The organism is Micromonospora echinospora, from assembly GCF_900091495.1.
Classification (GTDB): Bacteria; Actinomycetota; Actinomycetes; order Mycobacteriales; family Micromonosporaceae; genus Micromonospora; species Micromonospora echinospora.
Genome location: NZ_LT607413.1, coordinates 7,392,857 through 7,411,591, shown reverse-complemented (window position 1 = coordinate 7,411,591; position 18,735 = coordinate 7,392,857). Strand labels below are relative to the sequence as shown.

Sequence of the window (18,735 nt, the reverse complement as noted above, 5' to 3'; positions counted from 1 at the left end):
GCAGGGGAGACCCGGCGACGGCATCGGGACGTGGCGCAGCTTGGTAGCGCACTTGACTGGGGGTCAAGGGGTCGTCGGTTCGAATCCGGCCGTCCCGACAGCGATAGGGTTTCCGCAGGTCAGTGACTTGCGGGAGCCCTTTTTTCATTGCTTGGCATGGATGCCTGGTCTAGCACGCCGCTGTTGGACTCCTTGACTCGGGCAGGTTGTCATGCCACTACTGGATCTTCAGAAGCTCACCGCCGGACTGTCCCGGACCTGGGCCGGGTTCCTCCGCGACTGGGACCGGTCGCTGCGGGCCGGGAACTACCCGCAGACCACCCGCTACAACTACCTGCTCGCTGCCGCGCAACTTGGCCGCTATCTGGGGGAGCACTCGCCGGACCCGGACGCCGAGGACGCCGCCGACGACCCGTGTGCGGTGACTCGGGCGCACGTGGAGGCGTTCCAGGCTTGGATGATCGACACCCGGTCCGCGTCGACCGCCTTGAACAAGCACAAGGGGTTGCAGCAGTTCTTCAAGTGGCTGCTCGTTGACGAGCAGGCCATCGACCGGTCGCCGATGGAGCGGGTGCGGCAGCCGAAGACGCCCCGCAAACTGATCCCGGTTATGCGCGACGAGGACACCGGCAAGCTCCTCGACGCGTGCAAGGGCAAGGGCTTCGCCAACCTGCGCGACGAGGCGCTGATCCGGCTGTACTGCAACACCGGCGCTCGGCTGTCCGAGGTGGGCAATCTCCTCGTGGCCGACGTTGACCTGAACACCGAGTCGGTGCGCTTCCACGGCAAGGGTGCCAAGGACCGGCGGGTACGTTTCGGGCCCAAGACCGCCCGGGCGCTGAGCCGCTATCTACGGGCCCGGGACAAGCACAAGGGCGCCGCGCTGCCTCAGCTGTGGTTGGCCGAGCGTGGCAAGGCTGCCCTGACTCCGAATGGCATCAAGATCCTCCTCAAGCGGCTGGGTAAGGCGGCCGGAGTGCCGGACGTGCACGCGCACCGGTGGCGCCACACCTTCGCCCATGAGTGGAAGCGTGCCGGGGGAGATACCGGTGATCTCATGCTGCTGCTCGGCTGGGCCTCCGAGGACATGCCCCGCCACTATGGTGCCAGTGCCGCCGCTGAGCGGGCGCAGGAGACGCAGGCACGGCTGGGAATCGGCGAGCGAGTGTAGTTCGGCTGGCTGACGTGATCACGCACGGAAGTACCATGCGTGATCACGTCAATACCGGTAGGCTGCGGCGTTTTCGGGGAGGGTGGCGATGACGCGGTACGCAATCGACGAGAGTCGCAGTGAGCTGTTGGCGACCTGGGAGACCGGCTACGGATCTGTCGCGGTTCGGGTCGCTTCGCTGGCGGCGAGTATCGAGCCGAGACAGCGGCTGGCGCTGGCGGCCGAGTTGTCGGGCCTGTCCGAGGCGCTCTGGCGCTGCTACACGCATCCGGCGAGCGCCGCCGACAGCTTGGAGCTCAACACAGAGGGATGGCGGCGAGAGCAGACCCGGAACGAGTTCGCTTCCGTAACCGCCCATATTAAAGAGCCGAACCTGCCTGACAGCAACGGCATGTTGATGGTGTCGTACGACCCTGTGGAGGAACGCGCCCATCGAGTGGGCCGTCGCCTGCACTCGGCCGCGATCGCGGATCTCACCGCCGCGGTGATCGCCGACGTGGAGGAAGAGCTCGCGGCGGTGGAGGGCGCCGAACTGGGGAATCTGTCCGGGTGCTCGGCGCAGGCCGTGCAACTGACCCGCCGAGCTGCCTCACCGGTCCAGGTCGCCGCTGCCGACCGGATCCTGACGGAGAACCCGCTCGGCGGAGACGAGCTGTTTCTGGAGCTCGACCCGACCTCGGCATGCGTGGCGGCAGCGCACTGGCTGCAGGCGGCTGCCGACCTGGCGGCGGAGGCCTCCAAGGGGGCCGCAACTGATGTTCTACTGGAAGCCGACGACATCGAAGCGCTGCCGCACGAGACACCCACCGCGGTCCTGGAGCTGATGGAGATCGGTCTGTCGCCGACAGACGCGGTGACCAGCATGATCTGCGATGCCATGGCGATCGCTGAGGGCGAGGCGCCCGACATCGATGAGCTACGAGAGAAGATCGAGGAAGCCGAGGAAGAAGCTGAGCAGGTCAGGCCGGGCGGAGCCGAAGCGGTTGGCGAGTTCACGACGATTCGGCTGACCACTCTGGACCCGCTGCGTCCCGCCCGCGACATGCTCGAGGATCTACTGTCCGGCATCTACGGCTGCTGGCTTCTCTACCGCGAGTACGCCATGTCGTCAGCCAAGCCGGAGGACAACGTGTCCGACGACGAACCGGACGACGAGCTGGAAGAGGCGTTCCGTAAGGAAGTGCGAGCCCGAGCCGCTGTAGACCGACACCGACTCGATCTTGAAGACCGCAAGTAGGCAGGCATTGGCGCGAGCGGCGGGCGCACCGCGCCAGCGATCACGCCAGGTGGCTTCGCATGGCACCGCATCCGCTCGTCCGCCAGATGGCGGGGGCGACGAATTGGTGGTGCCCGTGCTGCTCGCCCCGTAGAGGCGAGCAGCACGGGCATCCCCGTGTTCGAGTCCCCCCCTCGAACACCGGTCTTCGTGCGAAATCACGAGAGCTCACCGCCGTGCTGGCCGTCGACGAGGGCACCACATAGCACTCTTGCGCACATCGATGATCAGGGTTCTCGGCACCAGATGCTGAGGCTGTGCGGACGGCGTCAGCGGTCACCATGACGGCCGCCGGCAACCGTACCGGCGAGGCCTCGATGAGCAGCTCATCGGTGCGGTCATCCCGCCTCCGCTTCTCGCGGGCCTGCACGCCGCCGTCCTCGGAAGGTCGTGGGTACCCTCGGCGGTGATGCGGTGGCCGTGCTTGGTGAATTCCCGGGCTAACTCGACCTCTGTGTAGGGTGGCCGGCCTTCGGTGTTGGCCTCGATGAGGGTTCGGAGCCTTGTTTGGATCAGGCGTGAGGCCGCGGCCTCAGCCTGGTCGGCTGGTGTGTCCTTCGCGGGTCCCCAGGTTCAGCCATAGTTGGCCATAACGAAAACTGTGGTTGACGCTCTTCTGTCACCTGTGCTTAGCTTTCGGCATCGCTCTCACAGCTGCGGTTCAGTCGAATTCGAACTGCAGTTGTGGAGCATCACGGATCGGGTCGCCAAATGCTACAAGCTGGCCAACGCCACGTTGTTCCTCGGTGTGATTTCGGCGGTGCTGGGGTTGGTGGCGGGGGCGATTGTGTTCGGGATTGGCTCGATCTTCGGTTCGCAAGCCCAGTGATAGCGGGAATTTGTGCTGGGGAAAGCGTTTTGGTGGCGATCGTCATCGGGTCGGCCACGTCGATCATCGCGTTCCTGCTCACCGAAATCCAGCGAGGTGCCGGGGGACGCGTGAGGGAATGGTGGCGATGGTGTTGAGGAATCCGGTATTCGGAGGCGGCAAGGAGGCAGTACACCGCATCAACGTCGGCGCCGGGTGTTGACGTTCGCAGGGTGGGGGGGTCATGAACCGCGATCTGACCAAGCTGACGATGGGTCTGCCCCAGGCGTGGGCGGCGTTCCTCACGGATTGGGACCGGTCGCTGCGGTCGGGAAACTACCCATCGACCACGCGCTACAACTACCTGCTGGCCGCTGCTCAACTGGGCCGTTACCTCGCGGGCGACAGCCGGCGGGAGTCAGGGGAGGCCGCGCTGACTCCGACCGCTGTGACGCGGAGGCACGTCGAGGCGTTCCAGGTGTGGATGATCGAGACTCGGTCGCCGGCCACGGCCCTGAACAAGCACAAGGCCCTGCAGCAGTTCTTCAAGTGGCTTACGGTCGACGAGGAGGAGATCGACCAGTCGCCCATGCTGCGGGTACGTCAGCCCAAGACACCACGGCGGCTCATCCCGATCATCGGGGACGAGGACACCAAGAAGCTGCTGGACACGTGCAAGGGCAAGGACTTCGTCCACACCCGTGACCTAGCGATTATCCGCTTGTTGGCCAATACGGGTGCGAGACTGTCCGAGGTAGCCAACCTGCAGCTCGACGACGTCGACCTGTCGCTGGACACGGTGCGCTACCACGGCAAGGGCGCCAAGGACCGCCGGGTCCGACTCGGACCCAAAACCGCCCGGGCGGTCAGCCGCTACCTACGCGCCCGCAGCGGGCACAAAGGCTCCGGGCTACCTCATCTGTGGCTAGCGGTACGCGGTGCACAGCCGCTGACCTTCAACGGCATCAAGCTGATGCTCAAACGGCGCGGTCTGCGCGCCGGGGTCGATGGCGTGCACGCACACCGCTGGCGGCACACCTACGCACACGAGTGGAAGCTGGCCGGAGGAGACACCGGCGATTTGATGCTGGTGCTCGGCTGGGCATCCGACGACATGCCGCGACACTACGGTGCCAGCGCCGCCGCCGAACGGGCCCAGGAGGTGCAAGCCCGAATGGGGATCGGTGAACGTGTCTGACCGCGAGAAGAAGCTGCATACAGGCAGGCGTGGGGGTGAAGCGGGCATGACCCCGGAGCAGCGTCGCCGCCGTGCCCGCATCGCCGCACATGCGTCCTGGGCCAACACCACTGACCGTACGGCTCGCACGTCCTCCGGCACCAAGGCGTTCCTCGGCCGGTTCGAGCGCCAGGTCGATCCCGACGGCGCGCTGCCCGAGGACGTCCGAACCGCCATGGCCAAACACGCGAGAACCGCGTACATGCTGCAACTGGCCGAACTCTCGGCCGCGGCACGCCGACGCCGAGCCAAATCGTAGGACCCGCTTGCGTGGGCAACTCCGGACCGCAGGCACCCCGCGGCTCTCCCTTGGAGGGTTCGGCTTTCTTGCCGCCTGATACCAGAAGCTTCACGTTTGGGCTGCCGGGACACACCCGATTTTCGGCTGGGAGTGTGGTCGGCTGAGTTGATGTGCTGCGGTCGACGTATGTCTTAGCGTCACCGCTCGTGCGATTCCTTCACACCTCGGATTGGCATCTGGGTCGCCATCTGCACGGCCTTAGCCTGCACGACGCGCACCAGGCATTCATCGATCATCTGGTTGAGATTGCTCGCAGTGAACAGGTCGATGCCGTGCTCATCGCCGGTGACCTCTACGACCGGGCGGTGCCGCCGCCTGATGCAGTTGGTCTGTGGGACCAGGCACAGACCCGACTCGTGTTGGAGGCCCGAACGCAGGTGGTCGTCATCGCCGGCAACCATGACTCGCCGGCCCGCTTGGGAGTCAGCTCCCGGTTGCTGGAGAGGTCCGGCGTCCACGTGCGAGTGGGCACGGGTGCTGTGGGTGCGCCGGTGCTCCTTGAGGATGAGCACACGGCGGTCGCGTGCTACCCGGTACCGTTTCTCGAACCAGCCTCGGCGGTCGCCGACTGGGGACTCGAGGATCGAGGCCATGCTGCGGCCCTGCGTGCCGCGATGGGCCGGGTTCGATCGGATCTTGCCGGCCGCCCTGGGCATCGGTCTGTCGTCATGGCGCACGCCTTCGTCTTCGGCGGACAGGGTTGCGACACCGAGCGGGACATCAGCGTGGGTGGCGTGCAGCATGTACCCAGTGCGGTCTTCGATGGCGTCGACTACGTGGCGCTCGGCCACCTGCACGGCCGTCAGCGTCTGGCCGACGGGTTGCGATACAGCGGGTCGCCGTTGGCTTTCAGTTTCTCCGAGGCCGCTCACGTCAAGTCGTCATACCTCGTGGACCTCGACGCTGACGGGCTGCGTCGCGTCGAGGAGGTTCCTGCCCCGATACCGAGGCGGATGGCCCGGCTCACCGGCAGCGTTGAGGAGCTGTTGAACAGCCCCGCCTACAGCGCGTACGAGCAGTGCTGGGTCGAGGCGACCCTGACCGATGCGGTACGACCGCTGTCACCGCACGAGCGGCTCAAACGCCGGTTCCCGCATCTGCTGAAGCTCGTCGTGCCGAGCCTGACTGCCGACCTGGGAAGCCGGGATCTCGCCGACCTTGATCGACTGGCGCCGGTCGAGGTTGCGCTCGACTTCGTGACCGAGGTACGCGGGCGACCCGCTGACGGCGACGAGGTCGCGCTGCTGCACCGCACCTTCGACGAGTTGCGCCGCTTGGAGGCGACCCGCTGATGCGACTTCACCGGCTGACCATGACCGCGTTCGGACCGTTTCCCCAAACGGTCAGCGTCGACTTCGAGGCGCTCACGGCTGACGGCCTGTTCCTGATCCACGGTGACACCGGTGCGGGAAAGACCACGATTCTGGACGGGATCTGCTTCGCCTTGTACGGAACCGTACCCGGCTCACGGGACGACGCCAAGTCGCTGCACTCCCACCACGCCAGTCCTGGTCGCGGCCCCAGTGTCGAACTGGACGTCACCCTGACCAACAGGCGATTGTTGATCACTCGTACCCCAGAATGGACCCGCCCCCGCAAGCGCGGTACCGGAACCACGCGCGAAGGCGCACATGTCGAGATCATCGAGCAACTGCCGGATCAGACTCAGTCGTTCGTCACCCGTGACCATCGGGAAGCCGCTGACCTGATCACGGCCGAGATCGGCCTCGACGTCCACCAGTTCTGCCAGGTGGTCCTGCTGCCCCAAGGCGGGTTCGCCAGATTCCTGCAGGCATCTCCCGACGACCGGCAAGGGCTTCTGCGGCACCTTTTCGACATCGATATCTTCACTCGCGCCGAGCGTTGGCTGGCCGATCACCGCACGCAACTCGGCCAGCAGGAACGTGCCGCCCTCGGCGCGATCCGCGACCTGACGCAGCGCTTCGCCGAGGTGGTCAAGGTAGAGGTGCCCGCGGACCTCGACAAGCCCGATGCCCTGGTCGAGCTGGAGGTGTGGGCTGCCTTGCACCGAGACCGGGTTGGTGGCCTGGTGGAAGCCCTGACCCACAGCATTGCTGTCGGTGCGGCAGAGGAACAGCGCCTCGACCAGGCCCGGCAGGCAGCCGCAACACTCGCCGCGCAGCAACACGAGTACCGTGCGGCGGTCCAGCAGCGCGACGAGTTGACAATGCGCAAGCCGGAGCGTGAACAGTGGAAACGCCAGGTCGACCTCGCCCGCGCTGCAGCGGGGCTGAAGCCGTACCTGGACCAGGTCGACCGCCGACAGGACCAACTTGACCGGCTCCGCCGGAAGGCGTTCGAACACCTCGAATCCCTGCCGGCCGACGTAACGGTGCTGCCGGGCCACACCTCGTCGCCGGGTCCGGACTGTTGGGACGCCGTCGACGTGGCCCACCTCGACCTCGACGCGCTGACCCGCGCGGAGCAGACCCGTACCGCACAACTTCATGCGGCCGAAGGCGCGATCGACAGCGAGGCCCGACGGACCAAACTGCTGCGTCAGCAGACGACGGTCAGTAAGAAGCTTGAGGATCTGGCCAGCAGGAGCGAGAAGGTCAACGCCCTCCTCGCTGAGCTGCCTACCCAGCATGCCGCGGTTGCCGCTCGGCAGGAGCAGGCCCTCGCTGTGGCCGCTGGCCAGGCAGCCGCCGAACTATTGCTGGCCGAGGCGCAGAAGCAGACCAAGGCGTGCAAGCGGCGGGACGACCTCGCCGGGCAGCTCACGACCGCCCAGGAGGAACGGCGTGCTGCCATCGACCGCCACCAGGCCGCAGAGGCCCGGCACCTTGACGTGCGGCAGCGCCGACTGGCCGGCATGGCGGCAGAACTCGCCGGTGAGCTGCGGCCTGGGCAGCCCTGCGGGGTCTGTGGCTCCCCGGAACACCCCGATCCCGCCGGGGCCGCGGCCGACGCCGTCTCCGCCGCTGACGAGGAACTCGCCGAGGCTGAGGCGGGCGAGCGGCTCAATGAACGCCGGAGCGCTGAGATCACCGTCGAGCGCATCAATGCCCAACTCAAGGAAGTCACCGAAGCGGCCGGCGACCTGACGACAGCCCAGGCGACGTCGAAGGCGACCGAGGCACGCAAGTCGGTCCGGGCCGCGACCGAGGCAGCGAAACTGGCCAAGGAACTCGGCGCCCAACTGGAAACCCTCGACGTGCTGCTGGCCGATCAACACCGCGAGGCCGCCGAGATCGGCCGCGATGAGGCAGCGGCGACGACCCAACAGGCCGCCCTGACCGAGCAGATCACCGAACTCACCGAAACCATCGACGCCATCCGCGGCGAGGACAAGAGCCTACGGCTGCGGATGACTCGACTGGATCGGGAACTCGCTGAGATCAAGGCCGCAGCGAGCAGCCTGGGGGAGTGGCGACAGGCAGCAAAGGAACTCTCCGAGGCCCACCGTGAGGCGCACCACCACCTGCACCTGTCCGAGTTCCCCGACGCCGTGGCAGCGCGTAGAGCAGCCCTGGCCAACCCCGAGCTGATCGAACTGCAGGAACGAATCGACGCCTTCGACAGCGAGTACAACAAGATCGCAGGACGAATGCAGGACCCCACCCTGCTCGCGGCCGCACACGAACCACCACCAGACGTCGACGGCAGCGAACAGGCCTACCAAACCGCGAGACAACGAGCCACCGAGCTGCATGCCCAGCACGGCCTTGCCGTCAGGCAACACGACCGACTGAAGCAGCTGGGCCCCGACCTGGTCAACGCCCTCGCCCAATGGAAGCCCATCCGCGCGGAGTACGAGATCGGCAACCGGCTCGCCCAACTCGTCGAGGGCAAGAGCACCGACAGCAATACCCGGATGACCCTCTCCACGTATGTGCTGACCCACCGGTTCCGGCACGTCGTGATGGCCGCGAACACCCGCCTCGGGCAGGTCACCTACAACCGGTACCTGCTGCGCCACGTCACCGAGTCAGACACAGGCCGCCGCGCCGGGCGAAACGGGCTCGGCCTGTCCGTCATCGATGCGTGGACTGGCCAGGAGCGGCGCCCGGCCACGCTTTCCGGCGGTGAAACTTTCCTGGTCTCTCTGTGTCTTGCCCTCGGCCTCAGCGATGTCGTCCTGGCCGAGGCAGGCGGCACCCAACTGGGTAGCCTGTTCGTCGACGAGGGCTTCGGCAGTCTCGATCAAGAGGCGCTCGATCAGGTGCTCGACGCGCTCGACGCCCTGCGCTCCGGTGGCCGAACCGTCGGACTGGTCAGCCACGTCGCGGAACTGCGCAGGCGCATACCCTCGCGCCTACACGTGCGCAAGACAGCCACCGGCTCATCCGTGCTCGTCGAGGCTCAGGTGCTCGACTGAGATCATCGCTGGGACGCTGTTCCGCCCAGTCGCGGCCGGCCACCAGTTTCAACAGTTCGGTCGAGAGGCGGGAGGCAAGTCGCTGCGCGCTGCTTGTCGGCAGGAGCTGGTCGGTGCTTGTCGAAGCAGTGGTGCTACGACCCCTTTACTCGGCCGGTTTATGCTTTACGCGACCTGGGCAAACATGCGTGAGCATGCCGCTGGGCCACCGGACTACTGGGGGTTGAGGAGTCCAGGTCTCATCCCGCGTAGAGGAGGTCCGGCGTACCGGCGGGCACCGGGGCCGGGCGCTCGAAGCTGCTGTCCACCCGGCGGCTGCGGTCGGATTCCGCCGCCGTCAGCAGTGATTCCATGACGTCGAGCACGTGATACGCGAGTTCGGCACTCGCCCGGTGCGCCGTGCCCGCCGCTATTGCATGTGCCATGTCGGCGACGCCGATGCCCCGGGCCGCGCCGGAACAGCCGCCGAGAACCGGCGGCCTGTGCCAGGTCGGGTCGCCAGCGCGGCAGATGTGGACGTCGACGGCGAAGGTACCCGGATCGGGCACCATCAACGTGCCTTCGGTGCCGTACACCTCGATCCGGGGAAGCTTGCTCGCCCATACGTCGAAGCTCATCATGATGGTGGACAGCGCTCCGCCCTCGTGCTCCAGCACCCCGGTGACGTGGGTTGCCACGTCCACCACGAACGTCGTACCGGCCCGGGGGCCGCTGCCGATCGTGCGCGTGTCTCGCGGCTTGGACGACAGGCCGGAGACGCGTCGCACCGGACCGAGCAGGAGAACCAGGGCGGACAGGTAGTACGGGCCCATGTCGAACAGCGGGCCGCCCCCGGCCCGGTAGTAGAACTCCGGGTCGGGGTGCCATCGTTCGTGCCCCGGCGTGGTCATGAACGCGGTCGCCGCGATCGGGGTACCGATGTCCCCACTGTCCACACACATCCGCGCCGTCTGGATACCGACTCCCAGGACGGTGTCCGGTGCGCAGCCGACCCGTACCCCGGCGGCGGACGCTCTGGCGAGTATCGAACGGGCTTCCTCGGTGGTCATGGCGAGCGGCTTTTCCCCGTAGATGTGCTTGCCCGCAGCGATCGCGGCCAGTGAGACCTCCAGGTGCGCCTCCGGCGTGGTGAGGTTGAGGACGAGGCCCACCTCGTCCGAGCCGTACAGCTGCGAGAGGCTGGTCGCCCGTGTCCCCGGGAACGGGGCGACGGCCTCCTGAGCTTGTCGGACATCGCGGGTCGCCACCTGCGCGACATGCACGTTCGGCATTCTCGTCAGCGTTTCGAGATATTCGCCGCTGATGTTGCCGGCGCCCACGACGCCGATGTTTAACGGGCCTGCCATGTCGTCTCCTATGCATATCCCATAGCCGGGATGACATCGCCGAGTGCCCGCTCGACCAACTTGCGGGTCGCGTGGTCGAAGTCGTTCTCGCGATTGCTCAGTTCCTGTGATCTAAAAAACGACGGTGTCGCGACGTCGTCGACGCCGAGCCGTTCGAACAGGGCGGCCCGTTGCCCGGGCCAGTCGGCCGCAAGATCCTCTGCCCTCACCTCGACATACCGTCTGCCCGCCAGGTCGGCCGTCTCCTTCCAGGAAAGCCACTGGTCGTAGATCGGCTTGACGTACGCAAGGGCACCGTCAACCGTGGGCGGTGCCCACGGCTGGGCGACGAAGGACGCGATCGCCGAGACCGGATGACGCTTGATGTGGACAATGGTGGCCTCGGGTACGAGTTCCCACAGGAAGTCCATGTAGAGAAGGTTGAAGGGTGTCTTCTCGCACCACGTAGGCTTGCCCGCGTCGGCGGCCGCTCCAGCGAACATCGTGTCGATGAGTCCACGGAGGATCCCGAGCAATTCGCGCCGATCAGTGAAATGCTTCGGAATGACCCGCCGGCGGCTCCGCGGATCGAACGGCCCCGTGGGCCGGTCGGCGTTCCCGAACCACTCCGCGGGTGCGAACTCGTCGAATACGCAGGCGATCAGCTGCGGCCAGAGCCGTTCCACCGCGTCCCGATAGCGCTGCTCGCCAACAATCTCGGGGACGGTCTTACCGCGATCGTCGCGCCTGCCGGGCACCCCTGCCGTGAGGATGTCGCTCAGCCTGTGCAGGGCATCCTCGCCGGCGAGGGGGTCGTAGCGACAGGTGAGCGCGTCCGCCAGGTCCCGGAGGCCACCCGGATCGACGAGGAATCGTGTTTCCATGGGAATCCGGTAAAACTGCGGGTGTTCGCCAATTACGTCGGCGATCAGTGACGTTCCTGAACGACCCGTGCCCGCGACGAAGACTGGTGAGGGGGGAGGCATGGCGATCATCCAAGTCCCCGCGACCGCCCCTGTGCAACCCCAATGTTCGCTTGCTTGCTCGCGGCCGTGTCACGGTTCCTTCCGTCCGTTCCCGGTGCGTCGGTCGCCATGCGACCTCCGTCCGGCGGCACCTCCGGCTTCGCGGCTCCGTCCAGCACCGGGCCACCATACCAGCCACGATCAATCCTGACAGGACTTCACCGGGTTCGCCTGACTCAAGATCAAAGTCTTGCCGAGTGCGGCTGCTCGGATGATGATCGAAATCCGCGCGCGGAAACCATGTTGCATCTTCGGTGATCGATGTAGATTGGCCTCGGTCAGGCCGTTGGCGACAATGCGGGGGAGCATGCGGATGGCGGTAGCCGTATCGGTTCAGGAGTGTCGCGCACACGTCCTGATCAAAATGCATGTCGACCTGCGCCGTAGTAGCGAGACGGCCATTGTCGGCGGGCCGGCGTTCGGCAGAGCGACGACACCACCCGCCGTCCCGTGCGCCGGCCGTGGCGGGGCCGCCGCCTGCTTCCTGATGCACCCCATGGCCTCGGCCTGCGACTGCCTGCCTCCCGGCGACACTGCCGGCGATGAGACGAAGTGGAGTGGTTCGCATGTCGCAGACCCTGGCCATCCGAGGGGGTGAGCCGAGCGTCGTCACGGACCTGGACAGCACGGTCTTCCGCTGGCCCATAATGGACGGCGCTTCCGAAGCGCGAGTGCTGGGAGTGTTGCGCAGCCGCAACCTTGATGGGTCCGGCGAGGTCGCCGCGTTCGAGCGGGAGTTCGCCGATTACTGCGGTGCCGAGTACGCCGTCGGCCAGACGAACGGCACCTCCGCGGTGCTGGCCGCGCTCTGGGCGGTGGGGGTACGCCGAGACACGGAGGTCATCGTCCCGGCGACGACCTACTGGGCTTCCGCCGTGCCCGCCCAGAGCCTGGGCGCCCGGGTGGTGTTCGCCGACATCCAGCCGACGACCCTGACTCTCGATCCCGCGGACGTCGCACGAAAGATCACCAGCCGTACCCGGGCTGTCGTCGCGGTCCACCTGCTCGGTCACCCGGCCGACATGGCCGAGCTCCGTGAACTCGCGGACGCCCGCGGTGTCGCGATCGTCGAGGACGCCTCGCACGCGCACGGATCCACGTACCGAGGTGTCCGCACCGGAGCGCTCGGCGACGTGGCCGCGTTCTCATTCCACGGCAAGCCCATCGCCGCCGGCGAGGGCGGAATCGTCGTGACGCCGCACCGGGAGGTCTTCGAGCGGGTTCTCGCCTGGGGCCAGAACTTCCGGTTGAATTCCGCGGAGGTGTCGGATCCGGCGCTGTTGCAGTTCGAGGGCCTGCCGATGGGCGGCGTGACCTCGCGCCTGCATCCGGTCAGCGCGGCCCTGGCCCGGGAGCAGCTGACCTCCCTGGACGAGCGGATGGCTGAAGTCGAGCAGGCCATGCAGTATTTCTGGGACGGCCTGACCGGGATTCCGTTCCTGCTCGCCCACCGGCCGCCGAAGGGCGACAGGACCATGGGCGCGTGGTATCAGCCGCACGGCATCTATCGGGCCGAGGCCGCGCAGGGGCTGTCGGCGAACGGTTTCATGCGCGCGATCCGCGCCGAGGGCTTCCCCTCCCACGCCCGGAACATCATCCGCGAACCGCTGCACCGGCACCCGCTGTTTGGCACCGACGTGCTGGACGAGGAGCGCTGGGCGACTGTCGACGCCCGACCGGCGGCCGGTCCGCTGCCGAACGCCGAACGCGTCAAGGCGTTCGGCGTGCCGCCCTTCAAGCGCTTCGACAAAGCTGTCATCGACCGATACGTCGAGGCTTATCGCAAGGTGGCGGACGCGTACGAAGACCTGCTGGCGGACGATCCGGGCGACGGCGACGGCGACGGCGGCAGCGGCAGCGGAAACGGGTGAGGCTGGCTCAGCTGCCCGCTGATCGGGCGAGGTGGATGGTTCAGCGATGTTCACCGCATTCAAGGAACTCGAACGTGGGGCGGGGAGACCTATGAATGGGAAGAGGGACGACGTGAGGCTGGAGCGGGCGAACCGAGTGGCGCGGCGTCATCTGCTGCGGGGCGGGCTCGGCGTGACGGCAGCCGCGGTGGCGTCACCGCTGTTGGCTGCCTGTGGTGGTGGCAGCGCCAGCGGCGAGGGCGGTACGTCCATCGAGCGGTTGCGGTCGGACGGCGCGAAGTTCGGTGTGACCGCGGGTCCGCCGTCCAGCGGTGTCGAAGGCGGCAAGGCGATCGGCATCCTGCCGGAGGTGGCCGAGGTCGTTCTCAAGCGTCTGGGCGTCGAAAGGTTCGAGCCCGTCCTGACGAGCTTCGACGGCATCATTCCGGGTCTGCAGGCCGGGCGCGTCGACCTGGCCCTGCCCGGGCTCTACATTACGGCCGCGCGGTGCAAGGCCATCCAGTTCAGTCATCCGGTCCTCCGGTACGGCGATGCGCTGGTGGTGCCGCACGGCAACCCCGGCAACTTCCGGACGATAGAGGAGGTCGCCAAGTCCGACGCAAAAGTCGGCACTGTCGCGGGCTCGGCCGGGGCCACCCAGCTGAAGCAGCTGGGGGTCCCCGCAAACCGGCAGGTAATCTTCCCGGACCTGCCGTCGATCCTCGAAGGAATGAAGGCCGGACGCGTCGAGGTGTCGGCGAGCGACGCGATCGCGCTCGGGTATCTCGTGAAGCAGGAGTCGCTGTCGGGCGATCTGGACCTCGTTCCGCTGCCGACGGCGAAGTTCAGCGGCGCGATCGGCTTCGCCAAGAACGCGACGGATCTGCGGAAGGTGTTCAACGACGAGCTGAGGAAGGCGCAGGCGGAGGGCGTCCTGACCCCGATCTACCAGAAATGGAACGCGCCGGCGGACGCCTTCGAGGGCGTGGACAAGCTCACGTGGGAAGAGCAGTGCCGCATCGCCGAGTGACGGAGCCGCCTGGGACCGGTCGATCGGGTTGGGCTCACTAGACGATGGTCGAAGAACTGCTTTCCGGTGTTCCAATGACCGTCGCGGTGTTCCTCCTGGGTTCACTGCTCTGCATTGTGGTGGCAGCCATCGCGGGATTTGGACGGCTCTCGCGATGGATGATCGTGCGGGCTGCTGCCGGCTGCTTCATCGAGGTGTTCCGCGGGATCCCGGTGATCGTTCAGCTGTACATCGCCTACTACGTGCTTCCGGTGTGGGGCGTGTCGCTGTCGCCCTTCTATGCCAGCGTGGTGGTGATCGGCGTGAACTGCGGCGCCTACGGGGCTGAGGTGGTGCGCGGGGCGATTCTGGCTGTTCCGGCCGGTCAATGGGAAGCCGCCATCGCGCTCAACTTCTCCCGATGGCAGACGTTCCGGCGGGTCGTCTTCACACAGGCGGTGGAGATCATGCTGCCGTCGCTCGGAACGTTGCTCATCGACCTGCTGAAGACCACGGCCATCGTCTCGCTCGTGACGCTGGTGGATGTCACCTTCACCGCGCAACAGCTGCGCGCGACGACGGGGAACACCGCTGTGATCTACGGGCTCGTGCTGGTCGTGTACTTCGTGCTGGCCTCGATCATCGACATCGCGGTGAGGTCCCTGGAGCGGAGGTTCAGCCGCCATCGCTTCCACGACGGGAGCCGGCCGGACGGGGCGTGGTGGCGTGGGACGGCGCTGGACAAGGTGGTTCATCGGCAATGAGCTGGGATTGGACGTACGCGTGGGATTCGATGCCGCAGCTGCTGGACGCCTTCGTGACGACGTTGCTGGCGACAGTGCTCTCCGCTGTCCTCGCGCTGGTGCTCGGTCTGGTGATCGCGCTCGTCGAGCGCCGGGGCCCGCGTTCCGTCCTCGCGCGATTAGTGGGCCTAGGGGCCAACTTCATTCGCCGCACTCCCTCGCTGATACAGCTGTACTTCATCTTCTACGTGGGCCCGACGCTGGGACTGACGCTGTCCGCCCTGACCGCCGGCGTCATCGCGCTGGGGGTGCACTTCGGGACCTACACGGCCGAGTCCTACCGCGCCGGTATCGACGCTGTGCCGCGCGGGCAGTGGGACGCCGCGACCGCGCTCAGCATTCCGCGGCGGCAGATCTGGATCAAAGTCGTGCTGCCGCAGGCCATTCCGCCGATCCTGGCGGCTCAGGGCAACTGGGTCCTGATCATTTTCAAGTCGACGGCCCTGTTATCGACCATCACCGTTGTCGAACTGGTGAGCGCAGCGCAACAGATTGGGAGCGACCACCTTGCGTATCTTGAGCCAACCGTCCTCGTGGGAATCTTCTTCCTGGCCGTCAGTTATCCGGCGAGTGTCCTCCTCCGGATCTATGAGCGGCGAATCTCCCAGCACCGTTGACGGGGTGACGGCGATGGAGTCCGGCACGCCGACGGTTCCCGCGTTTGCCGTCGAGTTCGCCGGCGTCGGCAAGCGATTCGGTGCGGTCTCCGTACTGGATGGGTTCGATCTTCGGGTCACGCCCGGAGAGAAGGTAGCCATCATCGGTCGGAGCGGCTCCGGGAAGACGACCATCTTGCGCCTGCTGATGGGGCTGGAGCGGCCGACGGCCGGCAAGGTGCTGGTCAACGGGCAGGTCATGTGGGACGAGCCGGGCGCGCTGGACATGAAGCGCGTCCGAGCGGCGGGCGAGCGGATGGGCTTCGTGTTCCAGCAATTCAATCTGTTTCCGCACATGACCGCCATCGAGAACGTGGCGTCGGGGCCGATGTACGCCCAGCGCGTCGATCGGCGTACGGCGATGGAGGAGGCCCGTGGCCTGCTGTGTCGGGTCGGACTCGAGGACAAGGAGCATGCCTACCCCGCTCAGTTGTCGGGCGGGCAGCAGCAGCGCGTCGCGATCGCCCGGGCCCTGGCCATGGACCCGGAAATCCTCCTGTTCGACGAACCGACGTCCGCGTTGGACCCCGAACTCGTCGGCGAGGTGCTCAGCGTGATCGCGGCTGTGGCGTCGGACTCCGACGTGACCATCCTGCTCGTCACGCACGAGATGAGCTTCGCGCGCCGCGTGGCGGATCGCGTGGTCTTCTGCGACCTGGGACGTATCGTAGAAGAGGGTGACCCGGCGAAGGTTCTCACCAATCCGGATCACGAGCGCACACGGGCTTTCTTGGATACCGTGCTGCATCCGTTACCGGGCAAGCCCTGACGGGCGCTACGACTGGACGCAGGCGGCCATGACGGTGACGCCTGCCGGGACGCCCACTCCACGACGTGATGTCGGACGCGGCACCGCGGGCAAGCTGGCGTGCCAACTGGCGGATCACCGCCTTCGGACCCGACTACCGATACGACCGCACCGCACCTTCACGCGGCTCGTCGGGATACGTCTTCGGTGCTGTCACGGACGACTCCCTCCAGCTCTACCAGAGCATGATCGAAAGTCGCCAAGCCACCGAGGTACCTGCGGATCACAGCAACCTGACAGAGCTCATCGAAGTCCGCCGAGCGCACAGGCCTGACCCCCAACGAGATCTCCACCGAGCAAGTGCAGCATGTTGAACGGCACGATCGAGGGTATCGGCGGATCAGGTCGGAAGATCCTCCGAGGAAGGCACACCGCGCGCCGCTAGAGCAGTCGCGCCAACCGTCGCAGCATCATCTCTCACGCTTCTCACGCACGCTCTCGGACAGCTCCGGTGGCGGCGATGGCGGCGCTGGCATACGACGTTCGGCCCAGGCGACGGCGGGGCCGACAAGCGACCCGGCCAGGACGAAGGCCCCGGCGATCACCAGCCAGCCCCAGCCGCCCCCGGTCTCCAGGGCCAGCGCGGTGAATCCGATCGGGGCGACCATGCGCTGCAACCGGTCGCCCAGGTGAAATGCGCCGACGTACTCGCCGCGGCGCTCCGGCGTTGACAGCGCCGAGACGACCCCCCAGGATCCAGCCGCATGCGTCAACTCGCCGTAGGTCAGCACGAGCGTTCCGGCGACCAGGACCAGTATGGTCATCACATCCTTGGTCCAGATGGTGACCACGAAAAGCAGGCAGGCCAGCGCGGTCGACAGGGCACTGCGCCGTAGCGCCTGCGCGGCCCCGCTGGCGGTGTCCGCGCCCCGGCTAACCCACACCTGGAAGATGACCGCCAGTACGGTGTTCAGCACGAACAGGGTGGCCACCACTGGCTTCGGGGCGTCGGTGCGGCTGGCTATCCAGAGTGGCAGGATCAGCATCAGGATCGTCGCGTTCGCGTGCAGGATGCCGGTCAGCGCACTCACCGAAAGCACCGGCGGGTCACGTAGCACGCTGAAGGTGCTCCCGCGCTCCTGGCCGGGAGCGGCGCGGCGGGCAGTGGCGCCGAGCCCAGGCAGGCGGGCGAAGAAGATGGCAGACAGGCCCAGCATCGCGGCGGTGCTCCAGACCATGGCCCGATAGGCCCCGACGGTGTCGAAAGCCATCGCGACCCCGGCCGCCGCGCCGCCCAAGGTGAAGCCGACATTCAACGCTGAACGCTGAAATGCCTGTGCGCGCACCCGCTCAGCTGGCGGGAGCGCTGACAGGCTGTAGACCTGGATCGCTATCCTGCCGGTCGAGTTCACCACCGACAGCCCCACCATCACGACCAGGTACCCAGCCAGCCCAGGGACGAACGGGTACAACGCGAATAACAGCGCTTCAACCGCCGCACTCCCGATCCACAGCCGTTGTGTCCCGTGCCGGTCCATCAGCACACCCAACGGCACCGAGGTGAGCAGCGAGATGCCGGCGCTGAGGGATATGCCGAGCCCGACCTCGACCGGCTCCAGACCGACTACCCGAGTGAAGAAAAATGGACTGCCAGCCATGAAAATGCCGAAACCACAGGATTTTATGACCGTCAGTACGGTCAATGACCGGGTAACGCCCTTTGGGGGAATAACCTGTGCAGCGATAGCCGCAAGTCTTCCGAGAGTCACCATGTACTCCAGTCAACCGGCCGGTGCCCGGAAGCGCAATCCGGTGACCAGCGAAACAGGCGCACGCAAAGTGCGGCGAGCGCGGCCACGGTGCAGCACGGTGTGCCCGGGACGCACCGGGAGCACCGAAAGCGGGCAAGTCATTGGAACTGAGCACGCCTTTCGTCCGACCACCAGCACGGTCCACCCCGAGTCCGGTAGCCGCACCGTGGAAATTGGCACGGCCGATGGAGCGAACCGCACCATCGACGCGCGCACGATGCTCGCGGCGGTGCGCAAGGAGATGTGGCGCATGGAGGTGGAGAACGAGATCCTGCGCCGGGCCGCGGCCCATTTCGCGCGGGAGAACGTCTTTCCGTAATGATCTACCCGGTCGTCGCTGGTCTCGCCACGTGAGATGGCCGATCAGGCGCTC

The 18,735-nt window shown here is 66.7% G+C and carries 17 protein-coding genes and 1 tRNA gene; 14 read left to right on the top strand and 4 right to left on the bottom strand.

Annotated elements, in window-relative coordinates:
• Positions 1 to 24 precede the first annotated feature (24 nt).
• The 8 genes from GA0070618_RS31460 (at position 25) to GA0070618_RS31425 (ending at position 9,135) form a co-directional block, all read left to right on the top strand.
• A tRNA-Pro gene (locus tag GA0070618_RS31460) sits at positions 25 to 98 on the top strand.
• Between the two features lie 113 nt (positions 99 to 211).
• Positions 212 to 1,171, top strand: a complete 960-nt coding sequence (locus tag GA0070618_RS31455) for a tyrosine-type recombinase/integrase (RefSeq protein ID WP_088984884.1) — start codon at positions 212 to 214, stop codon at positions 1,169 to 1,171.
• 88 nt (positions 1,172 to 1,259) lie between these two features.
• On the top strand, positions 1,260 to 2,408 hold the full coding sequence (locus GA0070618_RS31450) for a hypothetical protein (protein WP_143740476.1): 1,149 nt from the start codon (positions 1,260 to 1,262) through the stop codon (positions 2,406 to 2,408).
• 640 nt (positions 2,409 to 3,048) lie between these two features.
• Positions 3,049 to 3,276 carry a hypothetical protein gene (locus GA0070618_RS35065; protein ID WP_231931528.1) on the top strand — a complete coding sequence of 76 codons (228 nt, stop codon included), beginning with the start codon at positions 3,049 to 3,051 and terminating at the stop codon, positions 3,274 to 3,276.
• Positions 3,277 to 3,499: 223 nt separating this feature from the next.
• The gene (locus tag GA0070618_RS31440) at positions 3,500 to 4,453 is read left to right on the top strand and encodes a tyrosine-type recombinase/integrase (protein WP_088984881.1); all 954 of its coding nucleotides are present in this window, start codon (positions 3,500 to 3,502) and stop codon (positions 4,451 to 4,453) included.
• Between the two features lie 46 nt (positions 4,454 to 4,499).
• Positions 4,500 to 4,751 (top strand): hypothetical protein, encoded by a 252-nt coding sequence (locus GA0070618_RS31435; protein ID WP_088984880.1) that lies wholly within the window; start codon positions 4,500 to 4,502, stop codon positions 4,749 to 4,751.
• Between the two features lie 188 nt (positions 4,752 to 4,939).
• Positions 4,940 to 6,085 (top strand): exonuclease SbcCD subunit D, encoded by a 1,146-nt coding sequence (locus tag GA0070618_RS31430; RefSeq protein WP_088984879.1) that lies wholly within the window; start codon positions 4,940 to 4,942, stop codon positions 6,083 to 6,085.
• Positions 6,085 to 9,135, top strand: a complete 3,051-nt coding sequence (locus tag GA0070618_RS31425) for an AAA family ATPase (RefSeq protein ID WP_088984878.1) — start codon at positions 6,085 to 6,087, stop codon at positions 9,133 to 9,135. The genes GA0070618_RS31430 and GA0070618_RS31425 overlap by 1 nt, the downstream gene beginning before the upstream one ends.
• A gap of 239 nt (positions 9,136 to 9,374) precedes the next feature.
• On the opposite strand, the gene GA0070618_RS31420 is transcribed toward GA0070618_RS31425, so the two are convergent.
• The 3 genes from GA0070618_RS31420 to GA0070618_RS33795 all read right to left on the bottom strand — a co-directional run bounded on the left by GA0070618_RS31420 (position 9,375) and on the right by GA0070618_RS33795 (position 11,794).
• A complete protein-coding gene (locus tag GA0070618_RS31420; protein ID WP_088984877.1) occupies positions 9,375 to 10,481 on the bottom strand; it encodes a Gfo/Idh/MocA family protein in 1,107 nt (368 codons plus the stop codon).
• Between the two features lie 8 nt (positions 10,482 to 10,489).
• A complete protein-coding gene (locus GA0070618_RS31415; RefSeq protein WP_231931527.1) occupies positions 10,490 to 11,455 on the bottom strand; it encodes a sulfotransferase family protein in 966 nt (321 codons plus the stop codon).
• 171 nt (positions 11,456 to 11,626) lie between these two features.
• Positions 11,627 to 11,794, bottom strand: a complete 168-nt coding sequence (locus GA0070618_RS33795) for a hypothetical protein (RefSeq protein ID WP_157749054.1) — start codon at positions 11,792 to 11,794, stop codon at positions 11,627 to 11,629.
• 257 nt (positions 11,795 to 12,051) lie between these two features.
• Between GA0070618_RS33795 and GA0070618_RS31410 the strand changes: the two genes are divergently transcribed.
• From GA0070618_RS31410 to GA0070618_RS31390, 5 genes are read left to right on the top strand one after another with little or no spacing between them, the layout of a single operon-like run.
• Entirely contained in the window at positions 12,052 to 13,356 is a 1,305-nt protein-coding gene (locus GA0070618_RS31410; protein ID WP_157749053.1) for a DegT/DnrJ/EryC1/StrS family aminotransferase, read from the top strand.
• A 46-nt stretch (positions 13,357 to 13,402) separates the two neighbouring features.
• Entirely contained in the window at positions 13,403 to 14,365 is a 963-nt protein-coding gene (locus tag GA0070618_RS31405) for a transporter substrate-binding domain-containing protein (protein ID WP_088984875.1), read from the top strand.
• 44 nt (positions 14,366 to 14,409) lie between these two features.
• Positions 14,410 to 15,108, top strand: a complete 699-nt coding sequence (gene ehuC, locus GA0070618_RS31400) for an ectoine/hydroxyectoine ABC transporter permease subunit EhuC (RefSeq protein WP_088984874.1) — start codon at positions 14,410 to 14,412, stop codon at positions 15,106 to 15,108.
• Positions 15,105 to 15,764: an ectoine/hydroxyectoine ABC transporter permease subunit EhuD gene (gene ehuD / locus GA0070618_RS31395; RefSeq protein ID WP_088984873.1), complete on the top strand. Its 660-nt coding sequence runs from the start codon at positions 15,105 to 15,107 to the stop codon at positions 15,762 to 15,764. The genes ehuC and ehuD overlap by 4 nt, the downstream gene beginning before the upstream one ends.
• Positions 15,765 to 15,777: 13 nt before the next feature.
• Positions 15,778 to 16,572: an amino acid ABC transporter ATP-binding protein gene (locus GA0070618_RS31390; protein WP_088985974.1), complete on the top strand. Its 795-nt coding sequence runs from the start codon at positions 15,778 to 15,780 to the stop codon at positions 16,570 to 16,572.
• 449 nt (positions 16,573 to 17,021) lie between these two features.
• On the opposite strand, the gene GA0070618_RS31385 is transcribed toward GA0070618_RS31390, so the two are convergent.
• Complete coding sequence (locus GA0070618_RS31385) at positions 17,022 to 18,254, bottom strand: MFS transporter (RefSeq protein WP_157749052.1); 1,233 nt, start codon at positions 18,252 to 18,254, stop codon at positions 17,022 to 17,024.
• A 274-nt stretch (positions 18,255 to 18,528) separates the two neighbouring features.
• On the opposite strand from GA0070618_RS31385, the gene GA0070618_RS33790 reads away from it, so the two are divergent.
• Positions 18,529 to 18,681 (top strand): hypothetical protein, encoded by a 153-nt coding sequence (locus GA0070618_RS33790; protein WP_157749051.1) that lies wholly within the window; start codon positions 18,529 to 18,531, stop codon positions 18,679 to 18,681.
• Positions 18,682 to 18,735 lie beyond the last annotated feature (54 nt).